This is a genomic window from Kitasatospora sp. NPDC001664, assembly GCF_053596675.1.
The window spans coordinates 163,049-181,215 of the sequence record NZ_JBSFGS010000007.1 but is presented as its reverse complement, the minus strand read 5'-3'; the positions used below and the strand labels follow the sequence as shown (position 1 = coordinate 181,215).

Genomic DNA, 18,167 nt, shown 5'->3' with positions numbered 1-18,167 from the left:
CAGCGCAGCCTTTGCACAACCCCCCGGGGGTAGGTTTCACTTCCTCCGACCGCGCACACCGAACACGAGCACGAGGGGGCACGGACATGACGAAGGGTCATGAGCACGACCACACCCACGGCCACGCCGGCGGCCACGGCGGCCACGCCGGCCACTCGCACGGGGTCTCCGCCGACGCGGACCGTCGCTGGCTCGGCATCGCGCTCGCCCTGATCACCGTCTTCCTGGCGGTCGAGACCGTCATAGGCGTGGTGTCCGGCTCGCTCGCCCTGCTGTCGGACGCCGCGCACATGCTCACCGACGCCTTCTCCATCGTGCTGGCCCTGGTGGCCATGCGGCTCGCGGCCCGGCCGGCCCGGGGCGGCTTCACCTACGGGCTCAAGCGGGCCGAGATCCTCTCCGCCCAGATCAACGGGCTGACGCTGATCCTGCTCGGCGCCTGGCTCGCCTACGAGGCGGTCTCCCGGCTGATCAGCCCGCCCGAGGTCGAGGGCGGTCTGGTCGTCGTCACCGCGCTGGCGGGCATCGTGGTCAACATCGCCGCCGCCTGGTGCATCTCCAAGGCCAACCGGAGCTCGCTCAACGTCGAGGGCGCCTACCAGCACATCCTCAACGACCTCTACGGCTTCATCGCCACCGCCGTGTCCGGCGTCATCGTGCTCACCACCGGCTGGGCGCGGGCCGACTCGATCGTGACCCTGATCGTGGTCGCGCTGATGTTCAAGGCGGGCTGGGGCCTGCTGCGCGAGTCCGGCCGGATCTTCCTGGAGGCCGCTCCGGCCGGGGTGGAACCGGACCGGATCGGCGACGCGCTCGCCTCCCACCACGGGGTCAGCGAGGTGCACGACCTCCACGTCTGGGCCATCACCTCGGGCCAACCGGCCCTCTCCGCCCACGTGTTGGTCGCCCCGGACCAGGACTGCCACGCCGTCCGCCGCGACCTGGAGCACGAGCTCGCCCACGACCACGGCATCACCCACACCACCCTCCAGGTCGACCACGCTCCCCAGCGGGTGCTCAGCCTGACCGCCGCGGCGCCCGGCCCGGCCGCCGGCCACTGCGCCGAGCCGCACGGCCCCGTCCACCACGACGGACCCCACGAGCACTGACCGGTCGTCCACGTGCGATGCTGCGTCACGGCGCAGCAGGACCTGACCACCGCGTGCCCGGCGGGCGGCACCTGCCCGCCCCGACGCGCGAGGAGCACCCCGCACCATGACCACCGCCACGGCCACACCCGCCACCGAGCACACGCCGGCCCGGTCCTCCTCGCGGCCCGGCCGGCGCCTCCTCCCCGGCCTCCCGGGAGCGGCCCGGCTCCGACTGCTCCTCGCGCCGCTCGGCGGCCTGCTCACCGCCGCCGCCTTCCCTCCCCTCGGCCTGTGGCCGCTCGCGGTGCTGGGCCCCGCGCTGCTGCTCGCGGCCGTCCGTGGCGTCCGGGCCCGGACGGCCTTCCTGGCCGGCACCGCGTACGGCCTCGCCTTCTTCGGGCCGATGCTGCTCTGGCTGCGCAACCTCGGCGCCGCCCCCTGGATCGGCCTGACGCTGGCCCAGGCACTGCTCTGGGGGCTGCTGGCCATCGGGCTGCCCGCGCTGTGGCGGCTGCGCGGCGCCCCGTTCTGGGTGGCCTGCTGGTGGGTGGCGGCCGAGGCGGTGCGCTCGCGCTTCCCGCTCGGCGGGTTCCCCTGGGGGCGGCTGGCCTTCAGCCAGGCCGACGCGCCGACCCTAGGCTGGGTCTCGGTCCTCGGCGCCCCCGGCCTCGGCGGGCTGCTCGCGTTCACGGCGGCCTGCCTGGCCCTGCTGCTCACCGCCCGGGGCCGGGGCCGCGGGCTGCTGCGCCGGGCCGTCGGCTCCGCCGCCACCGTGGCGACCGCGCTCTCCGGACTCCTGCTGCTGCCCTCCGCCACCGGCGGCCCGAGCGCCACGGTGGCCGCCGTCCAGGGCAACGTCCCGCGCGAGCGCACCCTCGCCGAGCAGGCCCGGGTCCGGCAGGTGACGGCCAATCACGTCGCGGCCACCGACCGGCTCGCCGAGGAGGTCCGCTCCGGCCGCCTCCCCACCCCGGACCTGGTGGTCTGGCCCGAGAACTCCACCGACACCGACCCCCGCCCGGACCGCCTGCTCTCCGGCCAGATCGGCCGCGCCGTCGACCGTCTCGGCGTCCCGGTCCTGGTCGGTGCCATCCTCGACGGCCCGGACGGCCGGATCCGCAACGCCGGCCTGCTCTGGCGCCCCGTCAGCGGCCCGGGCGAGTGGTACGCCAAGCAGCACCTGGTGCCCTTCGGCGAGTACATCCCGCTGCGCGACACCATCGGCGGCCTCGGCGACCTCCAGCTGATCCCCCGTGACTTCGTCCCGGGCACCGGCCCCGCCGTCTTCCGGGTCGGCCCCGTCACCCTCGCCGACTCCATCTGCTACGAGGTCGGCTACGACTCCCAGGTCCGCGACGCGGTCCGGGCCGGCGCCAACCTCCTCGCCGTCCAGACCAACAACGCCACCTACATGCGCGACGGCTCCCTCGGCGAACCCCTCCAGCAACTGGCCATCGCCCGGGTCCGCGCCGTCGAACACGACCGCTCCGTGGTGCTCGCCTCCACCACCGGCATCAGCGCCACCATCACCCCCGACGGCCGCACCACGGCCCGTACCTCCCCCTGGCAGCAGTCCTACCTCGTCGCCGCCCTCCCCCTCCGCACCACCACGACCCCCGCCGCCCACCTCGGCCCCTGGCCCGAGGCCCTCCTCACCGCCCTCGCGGCCGGCGCCCTCCTCCTCCCGCCCCTGCGCCGCCTCCAGGCGAACCACCGGGCGCGCAGCGCCACTTCCTGAGCACCGGGGCATGCGAACGGCCCGCCCCGGGGTGGGGCGGGCCGGATTCACGGCACGGGTAGAGGGAATCGAACCCCCGGCTCACCGCTTTGGAGGCGGCTGCTCTCTACCGGACTGAGCTATACCCGCACGATCCACCCGGCCGGACTCGAACCGGCGCCCCCCGCCTTGTAGGACGGTGCTCTGGCAGCTGAGCTACGGGTGGTCGCAGGTCCCGATTCTGTGGCACGGTCCGGCCGGACGCCACGGGTTTTCGGGCCCGCAGGTCCGCGGACGGCCCACCGCCGGGGTGCTCCCCGGCGGCGGGCCGTCGTGCTCCCCCACGGACCGTCAGGCGACCCTCACCGTACGGGCCCTGCGCTCCGCGGCCACCAGGTGGTCCACCGGAGCACTCACTTGACGCCGTAGTACGCCGCGAAGAACTCGGTGATCGTCCCGGCGTACGGGCCGAGGGCCGGGACCTCCAGGTCGATCGCGGCCTCCACCTGCTCGGCGAGCTCGTCCCGGTCGGCGACCGCCCGGTCGACGTAGGGCTCCAGGCGGCGCAGCAGCTCGTAGTTGCTGCCCACGTCCGCGCTGCGCATGGCCTTCTCCACCGGGCTGCCCGCCGCGTCCACCACCTTCGGGAGCTTGCGGCTGACGAAGGTGACCCGGTGCAGGATCCGCCAGCACGGCGGCTTGTGCCCGCTCTGGTCGGCCTGCCGCAGCGCAACGGCGTTGGCGTCGGGGCCGAGCAGCCACTCCGGGTCCACGACCTTGCCGTAGAAGTCCTCGAAGTTGGCCTTGTCGCTGTCCAGGTAGAAGGTCATGAACCGGTAGGCGTCCACCCGGCCCGGCACCTCGATCGCGTTGCCGGCGGCGTCGAACAGCGGGTTCGACTGCTCGTCGTACTTCTGCATGTCCCCGGGGGTGTCGACCTTGACGTTCAGGCTGAAGGACCGGGTCGCCTCCTTGGCCTTGGACCGGGTGTTGGAGATCCCCCCGCCCAGCGCGCCGTCCAACTGGAAGCCGATGCCGACCCCGAAGGCCTTGAAGCTGGTGTCGAAGCTGGCCGCCGCCATCCCGTGGAAGCGGTAGGAGCCGCTGGTGCTCTCGGTCACCACGTCGGTGGTGGAGGTGGTCTCGGCGAAGAAGCCGCCGTCCGCCGTCCAGACGTAGGTGTTGACCAGGTCGCGCCGGGCGAAGCCCTCGGCCTCCCGCTTCTTGGTCTGCTCCTCCTTGCCGTTGCCCGGCACCGGCCCGGTGAACCGGTCGAGCAGCTTCTGCGCCCGCTCCTGCGCCGGGAAGGACCCGGCCTTGGCGGTCTCGGTCGACACTCCCTCGTAGAAGGCCTGCCGACGCTGCATCGCCTCGGTGATCCGGCGCTTGAGCGCGTACGCCTCGCGCGGCTTGAAGTAGCTGTACTCGCCGTACTCCTTGGCCTGCGGATAGTCCTTGTCGACGAGCTTGCCCTTGGGCGCGTTGCTCGCCGGGTCCGGCGTCTCGTCGTAGCCCACCATGCCGTCGAGCACGCCCTGCTTCACGTACCGCGGGTTGATCTTGAACGGGATCATGTTCCAGTCCCGCGGGATGTCCCGGTTGGGCAGCATCCGGTAGGCGACCACCGCGCCCGAGTGCGCGACCCGCAGCGCGAACACGTCGGCCGTCTCGGACTGCACCAGCGCGTAGCCGGTGTTGGCGGGCAGGAAGCGCCGGCCGCCGGCGGCGTGGATCTGCTGGGTCGGGTCGTCGGTCTCCCAGCCGCCGCTGAGTCCGATCGAGGTGGAGCGCTCGGTGTTCACGCCCTCGGCCACCTGGGTCTCGCTGCTCCAGCCGTTGGAGAACTCGAACGAACCACCGGCGGACAGGCCGTACTTGAACTGCGCCATCGGCGTGGCGGTGCCGAAGCCGAGCGGAGCGGCGATCAGCAGCGTGCTGGCGTCGGCGTTGTTGGAGAACCGGAAGGCCAACTCGGTGTCCACCGTGGACTCGCCGCCCGAGGTGAGCGTCTGCACCACCTGGTCGGCCTGCTGGAACTCCACCGTGGTGGTGTTGAGGTAGCTGAGCGAGCTGGGCCGCCGGGTGGCGATCAGGTTCTCCGAGGGCACCGGCGGCGCCCCCTCGATGTAGCCGACCAGCTGCGGGGCGAACTGCACCTGGCCCACCCACTCGGTGGCCAGGTCACCCAGCTTGTAACCGGTGATCAGGTTCCAACTGCCGTCCTGGAGATAGGCGTAGGCCCGCTTGAGCACACCGCGGCTCACCCCGTCCCGGCCGCGCTGGAGGTCGGCGTACTCGCTCGCGGCGGGCGTGCCGGCGATCGTCTGCACGTACCGGGGCTGACCGGTGGTGAAGACCGGCCGCACCTCCGGGGTCTCGGAGGAGATCGGCGCGGTGGACATCAGCGGCTTCGGCCGCTTGGCCTGATCGGTGCCCAGCGGCAGGTGCAGCCGGCGGGGGCCGTGGTCGCGCAGCTCGACCGCGTCGGCCTCGGTGGAATCGTCGTCGAAGGGGTAGTACCCGAGCAGGTCGACGGTGTCTCCGGTGAGCCGTCCGAAGAGGTTGTCGAGGATCTGCTCCTCGCTGCGGGCGGTGCGCCAGAGCCGCACCTCCTCCAGCACGCCGAGGTACCGGTCGGTGGTCGCCGAGCCGTCGCGGCGGCCGCCCAGCGCGAGTTGGGCCGTGTCGCCGTAGGCGACGGCGGCCAGCGGGCTCGCCTCGGTGAGCCGCCCGTCCACGTACAGCCGGAACCGGCTGCCCTTCGGGTCGGGGTTCTTGGTCCACTTGGGGCCGTGCAGCCGGGCCGGGTGGTCGCCGGACTCGTCCCGGGCGGCGTTGCCCTCGTTCTCCTCGAAGCGCCAGTGCGCGACCAGGCCCTCCGGGCGCAGCTGCGCCTCGACGCCACCCTCGGCCGGGGCCTTCGCGGGGATGAGGGGCAGGTCGTCGCCTAGGTCCTTGGCCTGGCGGGCGGTGTTCCAGATCCGCACCTCGCTGATGACACCGGTGAATCCCTCGGTCGCGGTGCCGCGCCGGGCCCGGCCGATGTCCAGCGGTCCGGGGGTTCCCAGGTCGGGGGCGTCCTCGTAGCGGATGTTGCCCGCCTCGGCGCCGTCGATGTAGAAGGTGAGGTCGGACCAGCGCTTCACCACCAGCGACTCGATCGCGTCCACCGTGATGTCCATCGGCTTGCCGTCGGCCCCGACCACCGACAGCTTCTTGCTGCCCTTCTTCTCCTCCCGGGAGTCACCGAGCTTGCGCACCACGGCGATCCGGTGGAAGGTGCCCGCCCGGACCTTGCCGGTCGAGGTGCGGCGCACCTCGTTGCCGTCCCGGTCCTCGAAGGTGAAGACCAGTTGGCCTTCGGCGTCGATGCCCAGCTGGTACGGCACCCTCCGGCCCCGGCCGTCGGCGGTCCGGCCCTTGGCGAGCACGCCCTGGGCGGTGCCGAGCGCGTCGGTCTGCAGGAACACCTCCAGCGTCAGGTCGCGGCCGATGTTCAGCTCGTCGGCGTGCGGCGCCTGTGCGTACACGCCGCTCGCGAAGCGCAGCGCCCAGGACTGCTCGAAGGCGGCGGCCACATGCGTCCACCGGTCGGAGGGCACGGTCGCCTTGGAGGTGACGAAGCGGTTGCCGACCCCGACGACCAGCGGGCGCTCACCCGCCACCGTCTTGGTGGTGGTGGCGCCGAGCGCCAGCACGTACTGCGAATCCAGTGCCGCCGTACCGGTGTTGGCGTGCACGATCCGCCGGGTGTCCTCGGCGGCGGTGCCCGCCGCCGGGTGCAGCCAGGCCTCGATGGTGAGGTCGTCGCGCTGCCGCGCCTGGTCGAGCTTGGCGGCCGGCAGGGCCGGCGGTTTGGTGGCGGCGGCGAAGGTGAGCGCCCGGCCCGGGAGGTCGGCCCACCAGCGCGGCAGCCGGACGGCCCCGGTCAGCGCGGCCGCGCCGTCGGCCACCGCCCCGATGGTGGAGCCGGCCTCACTGACCACCGAGGCACTGACGTACCGCGAGCCGTACTCGGCGGCGGCGCCCGGCCGGGTGTGGGTGACCAAATCCGGTGTGTACGAGAGCAGTTCGACGGCCGTCCCGGCGGCGATGGTCGCCGTCCTGGAGCCGTACACCAGCCGCAGCTCGGTCGCCCCCGCGGCCACCTCCTCGGAGAGCACGTACACGGCCCCGCCCACGGCCAGCAGCGAGCCCGCGTCCAGCGCCCGCGTGCTGCCGGCGGCGGCCAGGGTGAGCACCCCGTCCTTGAAGGAGGCGGTCGCGCCCACCGACACCGGCGCCTGCCGCACCCCGTTCAGCGCAGCGGCGAACTGCTGGGCGTCACGCGGAAGTTCGGCCCAGGTCTCGGTGTCCCCGTCCTTGACGGCCAGGGTCAGCGTGCAGCGGCCGTCGGTGGACCCGGCGGCCACCGTGACGGTCACGTCCGCCAGGTCCACGCCCGCGTCCCGGGTGGTCAGCAGCACCTCGGTGCGGTCGGCGGCGGTGACGGTCCTGGTCGACCGGTCCACGTTGGTGTCGTAGAACAGCCCGGTCAGCCGGTCCTGGTCGTCCCGGTAGTACAGCCCGAGGTGGCCGGTGCCGCTCTCGGCCAGGAACGGCGAGCCCTTGGCCGCCGCGAAGTCGAGCACGGCGCCGGAGTAGCCGAGCCCGAGGCGGTCCTGCCCGAGCTGCTTCATCGGCTCGGTGTGGATGCTGCGGCCCTTGGTGTAGGCGGTGAGCCGGCCGAGCTCCTCCCCGTTGCTCTTCACCGCGGCGAGCAGGCGGGTGATCTCCTCGTTGTACGCCTTCTGGCTGGCCCCGAAGTTCTCCACGGCCTTGATCCGGGCCAGGGCCGCGTCGATGCCCGCGACGGCCTTGAGCACGCGGTCACCGGCGGGCTTCACGGGGACCAGGTGGAACTTGGCCACGTTGGTGCTGTCCAGCCACCGGATGCTGTTCCGCAGGCCGTCGTTCCAGGTCAGGCAGTGGTCCTTGCCCGGGGCCCGGAAGTACAAGGACATGCCGTCGTCCTTGATCCCGAACTCCTTCCACAGTTCCCTGGGAAGCGGGCTGCCGCCCTCCTGACGGAGGGTCAGAGTGCTGGTGCTGCCGAGCACGATGGCCTTGTCGATTCCCTGGTCGGTCAGGCAGGTGCCGGTCTGGACGTTCTTGAAGGTCTTCCCGTCGACGGTCCACTGGGCGGACTTGTCGCCCGCCTTCGGCACGGAGCCGGTGAGCACCGGGCGGTAGACGCCCTTGCCGTCCTTCTCCACCACCAGCCGCCTGCCGTCGGCCGCGTACACCTCGCAGAGCGCGGGCGTCTTCGCCAGGTCGGCCGCGAAGACGGCGGTGGTGCAGATCCGCCGCGCCTTCGCGAGCTCCTCGGCGAGCTCGCGGCGCCGGCGCAGGTCCGCCCGCAGCTTCTCCGACTGGGCCCGCACGGCGGCCGCCGCCTCGGTGTCCCTCGCGATCGCCACCGCCAGCTCGTTCTCCCGGGCCGGGTCGGCGGCCGGGACGGCGCTGCCGACCACCGGCAGGGTGAGGACGTCGGGGAGCTGGACGATCCGTCCGTCCCGGCCGACCGCCAGGTCCAGAGCGGCGATCCGGCCCGCGGTGCCGCCGCTCGCGGTGGCCGCCCAGGTGAGCAGCACCCGGGCCTGCCGCTTGAGCGGGCGGATCTCGCCGCCGCCGACGGTGCCCTCCTCCTGCTGGTGGAGCAGCGCGGCGGAGAGCCCGCCGGTGACCCGGTAGCCGGTGACCCGGAAGGCGTCGCGGCGGATGCCGGGGTGGTCGGCCACCGGCGCGTCCGAGGCGATCCAGGCGGTGGTGCCCCTCAGCGCGGCGTGCGCTCCGTTGGCGCTCTGGTCGTACGCGGTCGTCCCCGTGCCCTCGTCGCACCGGTAGTACGCGACCAGCTTCGGCTCGTCGCCGACCAGGCGTTCCCCCCGGGTGGCCGCGATCCGGGCCGTCGCCCGGGCCCGGGACCAGACCCGCACCTCGTCCAGCACGCCCGCGAAGTGGCCGGTGGTCGCCGTCCCGGCACCGAGCAGCAGCTTGCCGTCCGTGGCCGGCGCGGTGGCGGCGGTCAGCGGGCCCGAGGTCTTGACCTCGCCGTTCACCAGCAGGCTCGCCGAGCTGCCGTCGTACACTGCGGCCACGTGCGTGTAGGCGTCGGCCGCCACCAGCCCGGCCTCGGTGCTCAAGGTGGCGCTGCCGTGGGCGAGTTGAAGGACGCCCTGACCGTCGACGGAGAGCGTCAGGCCGCTCGCGCCGGTTGACAGCACGGTGCCGCCCGCCGCCGCCCGCCTGATCCACGCCTCGACGGTGTACGCGGTGGCCCCGAGACCGCTCGGCGCGGCGGCCTCGCCGTAGCCCTTGCCCGTGCTGCCGGGCAGGCTCAGCGCGGCCTCGGCGAACTTGGCCTCCGGCTCGACCGGCACCAGCGGCTTCCGGGTGAACGGGCAGAGCCCCGGCTCGCGTTCGAGCACCGACTGACGGTACGTCGGATCCGGGCTGGTCCAGAGCCGGCTGCCCTGGGTGTGGAACAGGCCGTCCTCGCCCTGCTCGACGTTGACCGACTCGACCGCGCCGGAGGCCTTGCCGTGCACGAAGAACTGCCAGCGGCTGACCCCGGTGACCCCGGTCGGCAGCAGCAGCACGCTGAACCGGCCCTGCTCGGGCCGGCCCGCGAAGCCCAGCTCCAGGGTGGGCTCGTGGAACGGCCGCTCGTCCATGTCCTTGATGCCGAGGCTGTCCTTGGCGGACTCGGGCTCGGTGCGGTGGCCGCTGCGCCGGTAGCGCACCTCCAGCACCGGCCGCAGCTCTCCGGCCGCCAGCACGAACCGGTCGCAGAGCAGCGCCCCGTCGGCCACCGGCGTCCCGCTCGTCCCCGTACCCGTCAGGTCGCCGTCCTCGTCCCACACCAGGCCGTCCGCGTGCCCGGCGTCCACGGCCTGCCGGAAGACGAAGACGTGCCGTCCGTCCGAGACCGCCTGGAAGGGCACCGCGGCCGTCAGCCGGGCCGTGCTGGAGAGGAACGGGTCGAGCTCCTCGTCCCGGAACACGTCCTCCGGCCCCTCCTCGGCCCGCCCGCGCACCCGCGGCACCCGGTCGCCCCCGAGCAACGCGTAGCCGGCCCGGGCGATCTCCCGGGGGAAGGCCAGCTCCTTCGGGTCCTCCGACCAGTGGTGCACGTCCAGGTCGGCGCGGCTCTCCTCCTCGCCGTCCCTCCGCGCGGTCACGGCGGCGTCGAAGTCCAGGACGCTGTAGTAGATCCGCCGGTCCTCGCCGAGCGCGAGCGCGACCGTGGTGCCCTGGTGGCGCACCATCGTGGTGTGCAGGTAGGTCCGGTCGCCGTACGTCTTGAGCCGACTGCCGGCGGGTCGTTCTGCGGACATGCTAGGGGTTCCCCTCCCGCAGCGGCGCCTTCGGCCACTGCGCCGAAGTGACTCCCCAGTAGCGCCCGTCCGACTCCTGATGATGATCGGACTGGCTTGATCAACACCACGATCGGCCGATTACCCTCCGTCTCGGTCATGTGTACGGATCGGAGTCGGATCCTCGGCGTCTCGGTCGGCGGTCCGCGCCGCCGGGGTCAGGCGGCGCGGCGGCGTTCGGGGACGGACATGGTGTCGAAAAGGGCGTTGGCGATGCGGAGTTGGGCCGTGGCCCGGGCGGGTTCGCCGAGGGCGCGCCAGGCGGCGGCGAGGCCGGCGCGGGCGGTGGCGGCTTCCAGGCGGTGACCGATGGATTCGGCGCGGGTGAGGGCGCTGCGGTGGAGGGCGAGTGCGCGGCGGGGGGAGCCGCTGCGGCGTTCGACCGCGCCGAGGAGGTTCTCCACCGTGGTGCGGCGGACGTCGGCGCCGTGTTCGCGGATCAGCCGCGCGGCGCGCTCGGCGCAGGCGGCCGCGTGGGCGGTGCGGCCGAGGCGCTGGTGGACGTCGGCGGCGACGGCGTGGGCGAGGGCGAGGTTCTCGGGGCGGTGGCGTTCGTCGCCGCGCTCCAGTGCGCGGTCCACCGCCTGCCGGGCGGCGGCGAGTTCGCCGCCGGCCAGCCGGGCCAGGGCCAGGTCGGTGAGGGCGGTGACCTCCTCGCCGTCGGGGCCGAAGCCGCGGCCGAGCCGGACGGCCCGCTCGGCGGCGGCCACGGCCCCGGGGTGGTCGCCGAGCCAGAGCCGCACCGTGCTGAGGGTGCAGCAGGCGAGCCGCTCCTGCCGTTCCCGGTGCTCCCGCCGTTCCTGACGGCCCGTCGTGGCGAGTTCGCCGTAGAGCCGGACGGAGCGCTCCAGGCCGGTGAGCGCCTCCGTCAGCCGTCCCTCGCCGCTGTGCACGAGCGCGAGGAGGTGCAGCGCCGCCGCCTCGCCCTCCGGCTCGCCGAGTTCGCCGGCCAACCGCAGGGCCTCGGTGGAGACCCGCTCGCCCTCGGCGAAGCGGCCGAGCCTCCAGAGCACGGCGGCCAGGTCGCACAGACCCGCGCGCAGCCCGTGGCGGTCGCCGGAGTTCCGAGCCGCCTCGACCGCCAGACCGGCCACCAGGTGGTGGTCGCCGTGGCGGCCGCGGGCGTCGAGGTGGACGAGCAGGTTGCGGGCCAGTCGGGCGGCGTGCCGGCTCAGGCCGAGCCGGAGCGCCTGTTCCGCCGCCAGCACCAGGGAGTTCTGCTCCCGGTCGAGGAACTCCTCCGCCTCGTCGGGGCCGGCCAGGTCGGGAAGGTGGGCGACGACGGCGTCCTCCCCCGGGCGGACCGGCACCTGCCCGGGGTGGCGGGCGCGGCAGGCGGCGTCGGTGGCGGCCACGTAGTAGTCCAGCAGCCGTACCACGGCGGCCTCCTCCTCGGGCGCGGACGCCGGCCCGTCCTGCTCCGCCAGCCGCCGGGCGAACTGCCGCACCAGGTCGTGCAGCGCGTACCGGCCGAGCTCGTGCTGCTCGACCAGGTGGCTGTCCATCAGCTGCTCCAGCAGGTCCTCCGCCTGGTGCGGCCCGAGGCCGAACAGCGCGGCCGCACCGTGGACGTCGATCCCGCCGCCCGGGCAGCGGCCGAGCAGGCGGAGGGCGCGCCGGTGGCCCTCCTCCATCACCTCGTAGGAGAGCCGGACGGCGACCTCCACGCTGCGGTCCCCGGAGCGGAGCTCGTCCAGGCGCCGGGACTCGTCGGCCAGGCGGTCGGCCAGGTGCCGGACGCTCCACAGCGGACGGTTGCGCAGCCGGGCGGCGGCGATCCGCAGGGCGAGCGGCAGGTGCCCGCAGCGCTCGGCCAGTTCGCTCACCGCCTCCGGGTCCTGGCCGGTCCGGTCGGCGCCGAGGGTGGCTGCGAGCAGCCCGGCGCTCTGGCCGGGGGTGAGCAGGCCGAGGGAGACCGCGTCGGATCCGTCCAGGCCGACCAGGCGCCGACGGCTGGCGACCAGGACCCGGCAGCCGGCCGAGGCGGGGAGCAGCGGGCGCACCTGGGCCGCGTCGGCGGCGTTGTCCAGCACCAGCAGCACCCGACGGCCCGTCAGGGCGGAGCGCCAGAGCGCGGAGCGGGCGGCCACGCCCTCCGGCAGCTGCTCGCCGGGGACTCCGAGGCAGCGCAGCAGGGTGCCGAGCACCGCCGCCGGGTCGCAGGGCCGTTCGCCGGGGCTGAAGCCGCGCAGGTCGGAGTAGAACTGACCGTCGGGGAAGGACGGAGCCAGCCGGTGTGCGGCCCGCACCACCAGGGCGGTCTTTCCGCTGCCGCCCATGCCGTCCACGGTGAGGATGCGCACGGCACCGTCGGTCCGCACCACCCCTTCGGCCGACCCCAACCCCTCGGTCAGCCGGGCGAGTTCGGCCTCCCGGCCGGTGAAGTCGGCCAGGTCGTACGGCAGGGTGCACGGGGCGGGAAGCACGGGCGCGGCCGCGACGGCGGGAGCTCCGGCCGCGGCGGACGACCGCGGGGGCTGCGACGGAGAGGCCGGAGCGGGCTCCACCGGCCTCCGGTCGCCGGACACTTCGGGGCTTCCGCGCAGGATGGACTGGTGCAGACGGCTCAGCTGCTGCCCCGGCTCGACGCCGAGCTCCTCGACCAGCAGGGCCCGGGTGGCCGCGTACTCGGCCAGGGCCTCGGCCCGTCTGCCGGAGCGGTGCAGGGCCAGCATCAGGTGCCCGCGAAAGGTCTCGCGCAGCGGATGCTCCGCACACAACTCCCTTAATTCACCGACCAGTTGCTCGGACTCGCCGAGCGAGAGCCGCAGGTCGAGGAGCTGCCCCACGGCGGCCAGCCGCCGCTCCTCCAGGACGGCCGAGGCGGCCGCGATCACCGAGCCGCCGTGCCCCGCCATCACCGGGCCGCGCCAGAGGGCCAGTGCCCCGCGCAGCCGCTCGGCCGCCTCCGGGAGCCGTTCACCGTCGAGCGCCTCGCGGGCCTGCCGCAGCAGGTGGGTGAACATGCTCAGGTCCAACTGCTCCTGCCCGACCTGGGCCTGGTAGCCGGGGCCGTCGGTGAGCAGCAGCGCGGGGCCGTCGGGGATCCGCTGGCGCAGCTCGGCCACGGCCTTGCGGATCTGGTGCGCGGCGGTCGCGGGCGGGTCCTCCTCCCACGCGGCGGCCACCAGCCGGCTGACGGGAACCATCCGTCCCGGCGACAGCAGCAGCATGGTCAGCACCCGGGCCGGGATCGGCCCGCCGACCCGCAGCCCGGCTCCGCCGAAGCGGATCTCCAACGGCCCCAGCACTCCGAAAGCCGGTCGCTCACCCATCGGGCCCCACCGTCCCTTCCGGTACGCTCCGCTCCGGTTCACCCTGCCAACTCCGCATCGTGACACTCCGTCGGCACGGGACGCGAAGGGCTCGAACAGACTTCCCGACATCGGCCGGCTCCGCCCTCCCCCCTGTGACCACCTCAATCCCGGCGCCGGACGGCGCGGCTGCGTAGGCTGGCGGTGCTTGTCACTCGTCCGTCGTAAGGAGACACAGAGCATGCCGCAGCAGGTGCAGGGCGTCATCGCGCGCGCCAAGGGTGAGCCGGTCCGGTTGGAGACCATCGTGGTGCCGGACCCGGGGCCGGGCGAGGCGGTGGTGAAGATCCAGGCCTGCGGGGTCTGCCACACCGACCTGCACTACCGGGAGGGCGGGATCGGCGACGAGTTCCCGTACCTGCTCGGGCACGAGGCGGCGGGCGTCGTCGAGTCGGTCGGCGAGGGCGTCACCGAGGTGGCCCCGGGTGACTTCGTGGTGCTCAACTGGCGTGCGGTCTGCGGCCAGTGCCGGGCCTGCAAGCGCGGTCGCCCGTGGTACTGCTTCGCCACCCACAACGCCAAGCAGAAGATGACGCTGCTGGACGGCACCGAGCTCTCCCCCGCCCTGGGCATCGGCGCCTTCGCCGAGAAGACCCTGGTGGCCGCCGGGCAGTGCACCAAGGTGGACCCGGCCGCCTCCCCGGCCGCCGCCGGCCTGCTCGGCTGCGGCGTGATGGCCGGGCTCGGCGCGGCGGTCAACACCGGCGCGGTCGGCCGCGGCGACACCGTCGCGGTGATCGGCTGCGGCGGGGTGGGCGGCGCGGCGGTGGCCGGTTCGCGGCTGGCCGGGGCGTCCCGGATCATCGCGGTGGACATCGACGACCGCAAGCTGGAGCTGGCCAAGGGCCTGGGCGCCACCCACACCGTCAACTCCCGTTCGGCGGACCCCGTGGAGGCGATCCGCGAGCTGACCGGCGGCTTCGGCGCGGACGTGGTGATCGACGCGGTCGGCCGCCCCGAGACGTACAAGCAGGCCTTCTACGCCCGTGACCTGGCGGGCACCGTGGTCCTGGTCGGGGTGCCGACGCCGGAGATGCAGCTCGAACTGCCGCTGCTCGACGTGTTCGGCCGCGGCGGGGCGCTCAAGTCCAGCTGGTACGGCGACTGCCTGCCGGAGCGGGACTTCCCGCTACTGGTCGACCTCTACCTCCAGGGCCGGCTGGACCTGGACGCCTTCGTCAGCGAGACCATCCCGCTCGACGGCGTCGAGGGCGCCTTCGACCGGATGCACCGCGGCGAGGTGCTGCGTTCGGTGGTGGTCTTCTGATGACCGCGCGCATCGAACGCCTGGTGACCGCCGGGACCTTCTCGCTCGACGGCGGCACCTGGGAGGTCGACAACAACGTCTGGCTGGTCGGCGACGACCAGGAGGTGCTGGTGATCGACGCCGCCCACGACGCCGAGGCCATCGCGACCGCGGTCGGCGACCGCCGGCTGGTGGCCATCGTCTGCACCCACGCCCACGACGACCACGTCGGCGCGGCCCCCGCCCTCGCCGACCGCGCCGGCGCCCCGATCCTCCTCCACCCGGCGGACCTCCCGCTCTGGCGCCTCACCCACCCCGACCGCTCCCCCGACGGCGACCTGACCGACGGTCAGGTCCTCTCAGTCGCGGGCACCGACCTGACGGTCCTGCACACCCCGGGCCACGCCCCCGGCGCCGTCTGCCTGCACGCTCCGGAGCTCGGGACCGTCTTCACCGGCGACACCCTCTTCGCGGGCGGCCCCGGCGCCACCGGCCGGTCCTTCTCGGACTTCCCCACCATCATCGACTCCATCACGGACAGCCTCCTCAAGCTGCCCCCGGAGACGGTGGTCCGCACCGGCCACGGCGACACCAGCACCATCGGTGACGAAGCCCCGCACCTCGCGGACTGGATCGCCCGGGGTCACTGACCCCCCGCCCCCTGACGCGGCGCCGGGCGAGCGGCCCGGCCGTTCCCCCGGCGCCGCGTCCGCCGTACGGTCCGCGGCTCGGCGCGAAACTCGTGGGCGAGGTAGCGGCCATAGGAGCCGATGCCGCCGGGGGCCGACGTACTCGCCCTTGATCCGGCCCCAGACCTCGGGGCGCTCTCCCAGATCCGTGCGGCAGCACCAGCGGGCATTCCTGTCGGAGCCGTTCCGTAGGCTGCCGCGCATGAGCATGAACGGCGAGTACCTGCGCGTCACCCCGGAGGAGCTGGCCCGGGCCCTGGAGGATCCGGAGTGGGCCTGGGACTTCGCCGACGAGGCCCAGGACCGGAGCGCGGAGGAGGACGGGGGACGGTTCTTCAGCACGCACCGCGCCTGGGACCTGCTCGGGTTCCTGCTGAAGCGCTCGGGCTTCCCGGTGGACGTGGTGCACGGCGAGGAGCCGATGCCCGGAGCCGAGGACTGGGGCTACGGGCCTCCGCGCCACCTGACCGTCGCTCAGGTGAGGTCGGCCGCCGAAGGGCTGGAGCGGCTGAGCTACGACGAGCTGATCGCGGACGTGGTCCAGGCCGAACTGGACGCCACCGAGATCTACCCGCAGATCGACGACACCGCGTCACTGGACTGGGCCCGGGAAGCCTTCACCCCGCTGGTCGACTTCTTCCGCACCGCCGCCTCCGCCGGCCACGCCGTCCTGGTCTGGATCGACTGACCGTCAGATCGTCATACGCCTTGAGTAGCTTCGCTGATCACTGGGTGATTCGTGAAGCTAGAGCGGAGTCCCCAACGGGCCGTACTCCGGCTCCAGTTCGGCGGCCCAGTGGGCGGCGAAGTCCGGCTGGGTGCCGTCGGCGTCGGTGAAGCCGTACTCGCGGTACAGGCCCCAGGTGGCCAGTGCCCGGCCTGACTTGGCCATCACGTCCGGGTCGGCGGCGAGTGCCGCCACGGCGCGGCCGAGGTAGGCCGGGGTTTCGGAGTGGGCGAAGTTCGGGTCCTTGGCGACGGCGTCGCGCCAGTTCTCCTCGGTGACGCCGAAGTGCTCCAGCAGGGCCTCGGAGCGCAGGAACCCGGGGGTGAGCGCCACGGCCGCGACGCCGTGCGGCTTGAGCTCGGCGGCCTGGGCGACGGCGAGGCGGATGACCGAGGACTTGGCGAGGTCGTAGAAGAAGGAGCCCCGGTAGCGTGCGGTGTTCCCGTCGGTGACCTCGACCACCAGGCCGCTGCCCCGCGCGACCATCAGTGGGAGGGCGTGGCGGCTGGTGATCACGTGGGTCTCGACCGCCTGCCGCAGCAGGCGCAGCCCGGTGTCCAAGTCCTGCTCCCAGAGCGGGTGTTCCCAGTCGGTGAGCGGGTCACCGCCCCAGACCGAGTTGACCAGCACGTCCAGCCGCCCGCCCTGCTCGGCAGCGATCCGTTCGACCAGCCCGCGGACCGACGCGGAGTCGGCGTGGTCGACCCGGACGGGGATGCCCAGCCCTCCGGCGGCGGTGACCAGTTCGGCGGTCGCCTCGATCGTCTCCGGCCGGTCCAGCTCCGAACGCCCGCCGCCCGCACTGCTCCGCCCGGTGACGTACACCGTGGCACCGGCCGCGCCGAGTTCGACGGCGATGCCGCGACCGCCGCCGCGGGTGCCACCGGCCACCAGGGCGACCTTGCCCGCCAATGGGCGCTGTTCGCTGCTGCTCATGTGTCCTCCTGGGTACGGGGTCCGGTGGTGAGGCACGGGCTGACCAGGGTGCGCAGTTCGCGCGCCAGCCGCTCGGCCAACGGGCCGTCGCGTTCGACCGCCCAGACCAGCCCGGCGCCCGCCGTCACCGCCTGGATCGATCCGGCGAGCGCCCTGAGGTCGGTGCCCTCGCGCAGCTCGCCCGCGAGCCGCGCCTCTGCCAGCAGGGCTTCCACGGCGCCGAGTTGGGCCAGGTGGGCGGTACGGGCGTGCGCGTGCAGCTCGGGGTCGGCGAGGTCGGCGCAGAGCATCGCCAGGTGGTTGGCGAAGCGCTCGGGGGTGTCCATCGGCGCCGTCCAGTCGGCGACCAGGGCGGTCAACGCCCCCAGCAGGTCGCCGTGCTCCGCCCGTACCCGCTCCGGCCGGGCGGCCGCCTCGGCTGCGGAGTGCCGCGCCAAGGCGGCCAGCAGCCCGGCCTTCGACCCGAAGCGCTGCACCAACGTGGCCGGCGCCAGCCCGACCTCCCGCGCCACGGCCGCGAGCGTCAGCCCGGACGGTCCGCCGCGCCCGATCACCTCGGTGGCGGCCCGCAGGATCACCTCGTCCGGGACTCCTCTGGGTCGACCGGCCATCTGTACTCCCCGATTAGTAAATGAACGTTCGTTTATTAAAGCAGCCGCGCGTACGCCCCGCAAACCGGCCGCACCCTTGGATACGGTGGCCCCATGGCCAACTTCCGCTCGCTGCACTCCCGCAACTCGGCCCTGTCGATCGGATCGGTGGGCTCCGTCCTGTCGATCGGCTCGGTCGGCTCGGTGCTCTCCGTCGGCTCCGTCGGCAGCTTCCTCTCGATCGGGTCGGCCGGCTCCTCCCTGTCCGCCTTCTCCGCCGCCTCCTGGCTGAGCGCCGGCTCCCTGCTCTCCGCCCGCTCCCGCTGCTCGGTGCTCTCCTGGCGCTCCGACCGGGCCGCCCTCGCCACCGGCGCGGCCGCGGCGCTCGGCGTCGCCCTGCTCATCCGAGCCCGGGGTCGCTGACCACCTGTCAACCTGA

10 protein-coding genes and 2 tRNA genes are annotated in these 18,167 nt (G+C 73.8%); 6 read left to right on the top strand and 6 right to left on the bottom strand.

Annotated elements, in window-relative coordinates:
• The first annotated feature begins 86 nt into the window (after positions 1-86).
• On the top strand, positions 87-1,109 hold the full coding sequence (locus ACWCYY_RS12640; protein ID WP_345280069.1) for a cation diffusion facilitator family transporter: 1,023 nt from the start codon (positions 87-89) through the stop codon (positions 1,107-1,109).
• Between the two features lie 106 nt (positions 1,110-1,215).
• Positions 1,216-2,829: an apolipoprotein N-acyltransferase gene (lnt, locus tag ACWCYY_RS12635; protein ID WP_449795994.1), complete on the top strand. Its 1,614-nt coding sequence runs from the start codon at positions 1,216-1,218 to the stop codon at positions 2,827-2,829.
• A 53-nt stretch (positions 2,830-2,882) separates the two neighbouring features.
• On the opposite strand, the gene ACWCYY_RS12630 is transcribed toward lnt, so the two are convergent.
• The 4 genes from ACWCYY_RS12630 to ACWCYY_RS12615 form a co-directional block, all read right to left on the bottom strand.
• Positions 2,883-2,958 (bottom strand) — tRNA-Trp (locus tag ACWCYY_RS12630).
• Between the two features lie 4 nt (positions 2,959-2,962).
• Positions 2,963-3,034 (bottom strand) — tRNA-OTHER (locus tag ACWCYY_RS12625).
• 187 nt (positions 3,035-3,221) lie between these two features.
• Positions 3,222-10,187 carry a LamG-like jellyroll fold domain-containing protein gene (locus ACWCYY_RS12620; protein WP_449795993.1) on the bottom strand — a complete coding sequence of 2,322 codons (6,966 nt, stop codon included), beginning with the start codon at positions 10,185-10,187 and terminating at the stop codon, positions 3,222-3,224.
• A gap of 197 nt (positions 10,188-10,384) precedes the next feature.
• On the bottom strand, positions 10,385-13,501 hold the full coding sequence (locus ACWCYY_RS12615) for an AfsR/SARP family transcriptional regulator (protein WP_345280064.1): 3,117 nt from the start codon (positions 13,499-13,501) through the stop codon (positions 10,385-10,387).
• A 220-nt stretch (positions 13,502-13,721) separates the two neighbouring features.
• Between ACWCYY_RS12615 and ACWCYY_RS12610 the strand changes: the two genes are divergently transcribed.
• From ACWCYY_RS12610 to ACWCYY_RS12600, 3 genes are all read left to right on the top strand, one after another.
• Positions 13,722-14,807, top strand: coding sequence for an S-(hydroxymethyl)mycothiol dehydrogenase (locus ACWCYY_RS12610; protein ID WP_449795992.1), 1,086 nt, complete (start codon positions 13,722-13,724; stop codon positions 14,805-14,807).
• Entirely contained in the window at positions 14,807-15,436 is a 630-nt protein-coding gene (locus tag ACWCYY_RS12605; RefSeq protein ID WP_449795991.1) for an MBL fold metallo-hydrolase, read from the top strand. Before ACWCYY_RS12610 ends, ACWCYY_RS12605 begins: the two co-directional genes overlap by 1 nt.
• A gap of 241 nt (positions 15,437-15,677) precedes the next feature.
• On the top strand, positions 15,678-16,163 hold the full coding sequence (locus tag ACWCYY_RS12600; protein ID WP_449795990.1) for a YfbM family protein: 486 nt from the start codon (positions 15,678-15,680) through the stop codon (positions 16,161-16,163).
• Positions 16,164-16,220: 57 nt separating this feature from the next.
• Here ACWCYY_RS12600 and ACWCYY_RS12595 read toward each other — a convergent pair whose 3' ends face one another.
• On the bottom strand, positions 16,221-17,138 hold the full coding sequence (locus ACWCYY_RS12595; protein ID WP_345280060.1) for an SDR family oxidoreductase: 918 nt from the start codon (positions 17,136-17,138) through the stop codon (positions 16,221-16,223).
• Positions 17,135-17,749 carry a TetR/AcrR family transcriptional regulator gene (locus ACWCYY_RS12590; protein WP_449795989.1) on the bottom strand — a complete coding sequence of 205 codons (615 nt, stop codon included), beginning with the start codon at positions 17,747-17,749 and terminating at the stop codon, positions 17,135-17,137. The genes ACWCYY_RS12595 and ACWCYY_RS12590 overlap by 4 nt, the downstream gene beginning before the upstream one ends.
• Before the next feature lie 93 nt (positions 17,750-17,842).
• Here ACWCYY_RS12590 and ACWCYY_RS12585 point away from each other — a divergent pair, with 93 nt between their 5' ends.
• Positions 17,843-18,151: a hypothetical protein gene (locus ACWCYY_RS12585; RefSeq protein WP_449795988.1), complete on the top strand. Its 309-nt coding sequence runs from the start codon at positions 17,843-17,845 to the stop codon at positions 18,149-18,151.
• Positions 18,152-18,167 lie beyond the last annotated feature (16 nt).

Bases quoted from the DNA above. Each gene is read 5' to 3' on its own strand.
- ACWCYY_RS12640 (WP_345280069.1), top strand. From the start codon at position 87: ATGACGAAGGGTCATGAGCACGACCACACCCACGGCCACGCCGGCGGC.
- lnt (WP_449795994.1), top strand. From the start codon at position 1,216: ATGACCACCGCCACGGCCACACCCGCCACCGAGCACACGCCGGCCCGG.
- ACWCYY_RS12620 (WP_449795993.1), bottom strand. From the start codon at position 10,187: ATGTCCGCAGAACGACCCGCCGGCAGTCGGCTCAAGACGTACGGCGAC.
- ACWCYY_RS12615 (WP_345280064.1), bottom strand. From the start codon at position 13,501: ATGGGTGAGCGACCGGCTTTCGGAGTGCTGGGGCCGTTGGAGATCCGC.
- ACWCYY_RS12610 (WP_449795992.1), top strand. From the start codon at position 13,722: ATGCCGCAGCAGGTGCAGGGCGTCATCGCGCGCGCCAAGGGTGAGCCG.
- ACWCYY_RS12605 (WP_449795991.1), top strand. From the start codon at position 14,807: ATGACCGCGCGCATCGAACGCCTGGTGACCGCCGGGACCTTCTCGCTC.
- ACWCYY_RS12600 (WP_449795990.1), top strand. From the start codon at position 15,678: ATGAGCATGAACGGCGAGTACCTGCGCGTCACCCCGGAGGAGCTGGCC.
- ACWCYY_RS12595 (WP_345280060.1), bottom strand. From the start codon at position 17,138: ATGAGCAGCAGCGAACAGCGCCCATTGGCGGGCAAGGTCGCCCTGGTG.
- ACWCYY_RS12590 (WP_449795989.1), bottom strand. From the start codon at position 17,749: ATGGCCGGTCGACCCAGAGGAGTCCCGGACGAGGTGATCCTGCGGGCC.
- ACWCYY_RS12585 (WP_449795988.1), top strand. From the start codon at position 17,843: ATGGCCAACTTCCGCTCGCTGCACTCCCGCAACTCGGCCCTGTCGATC.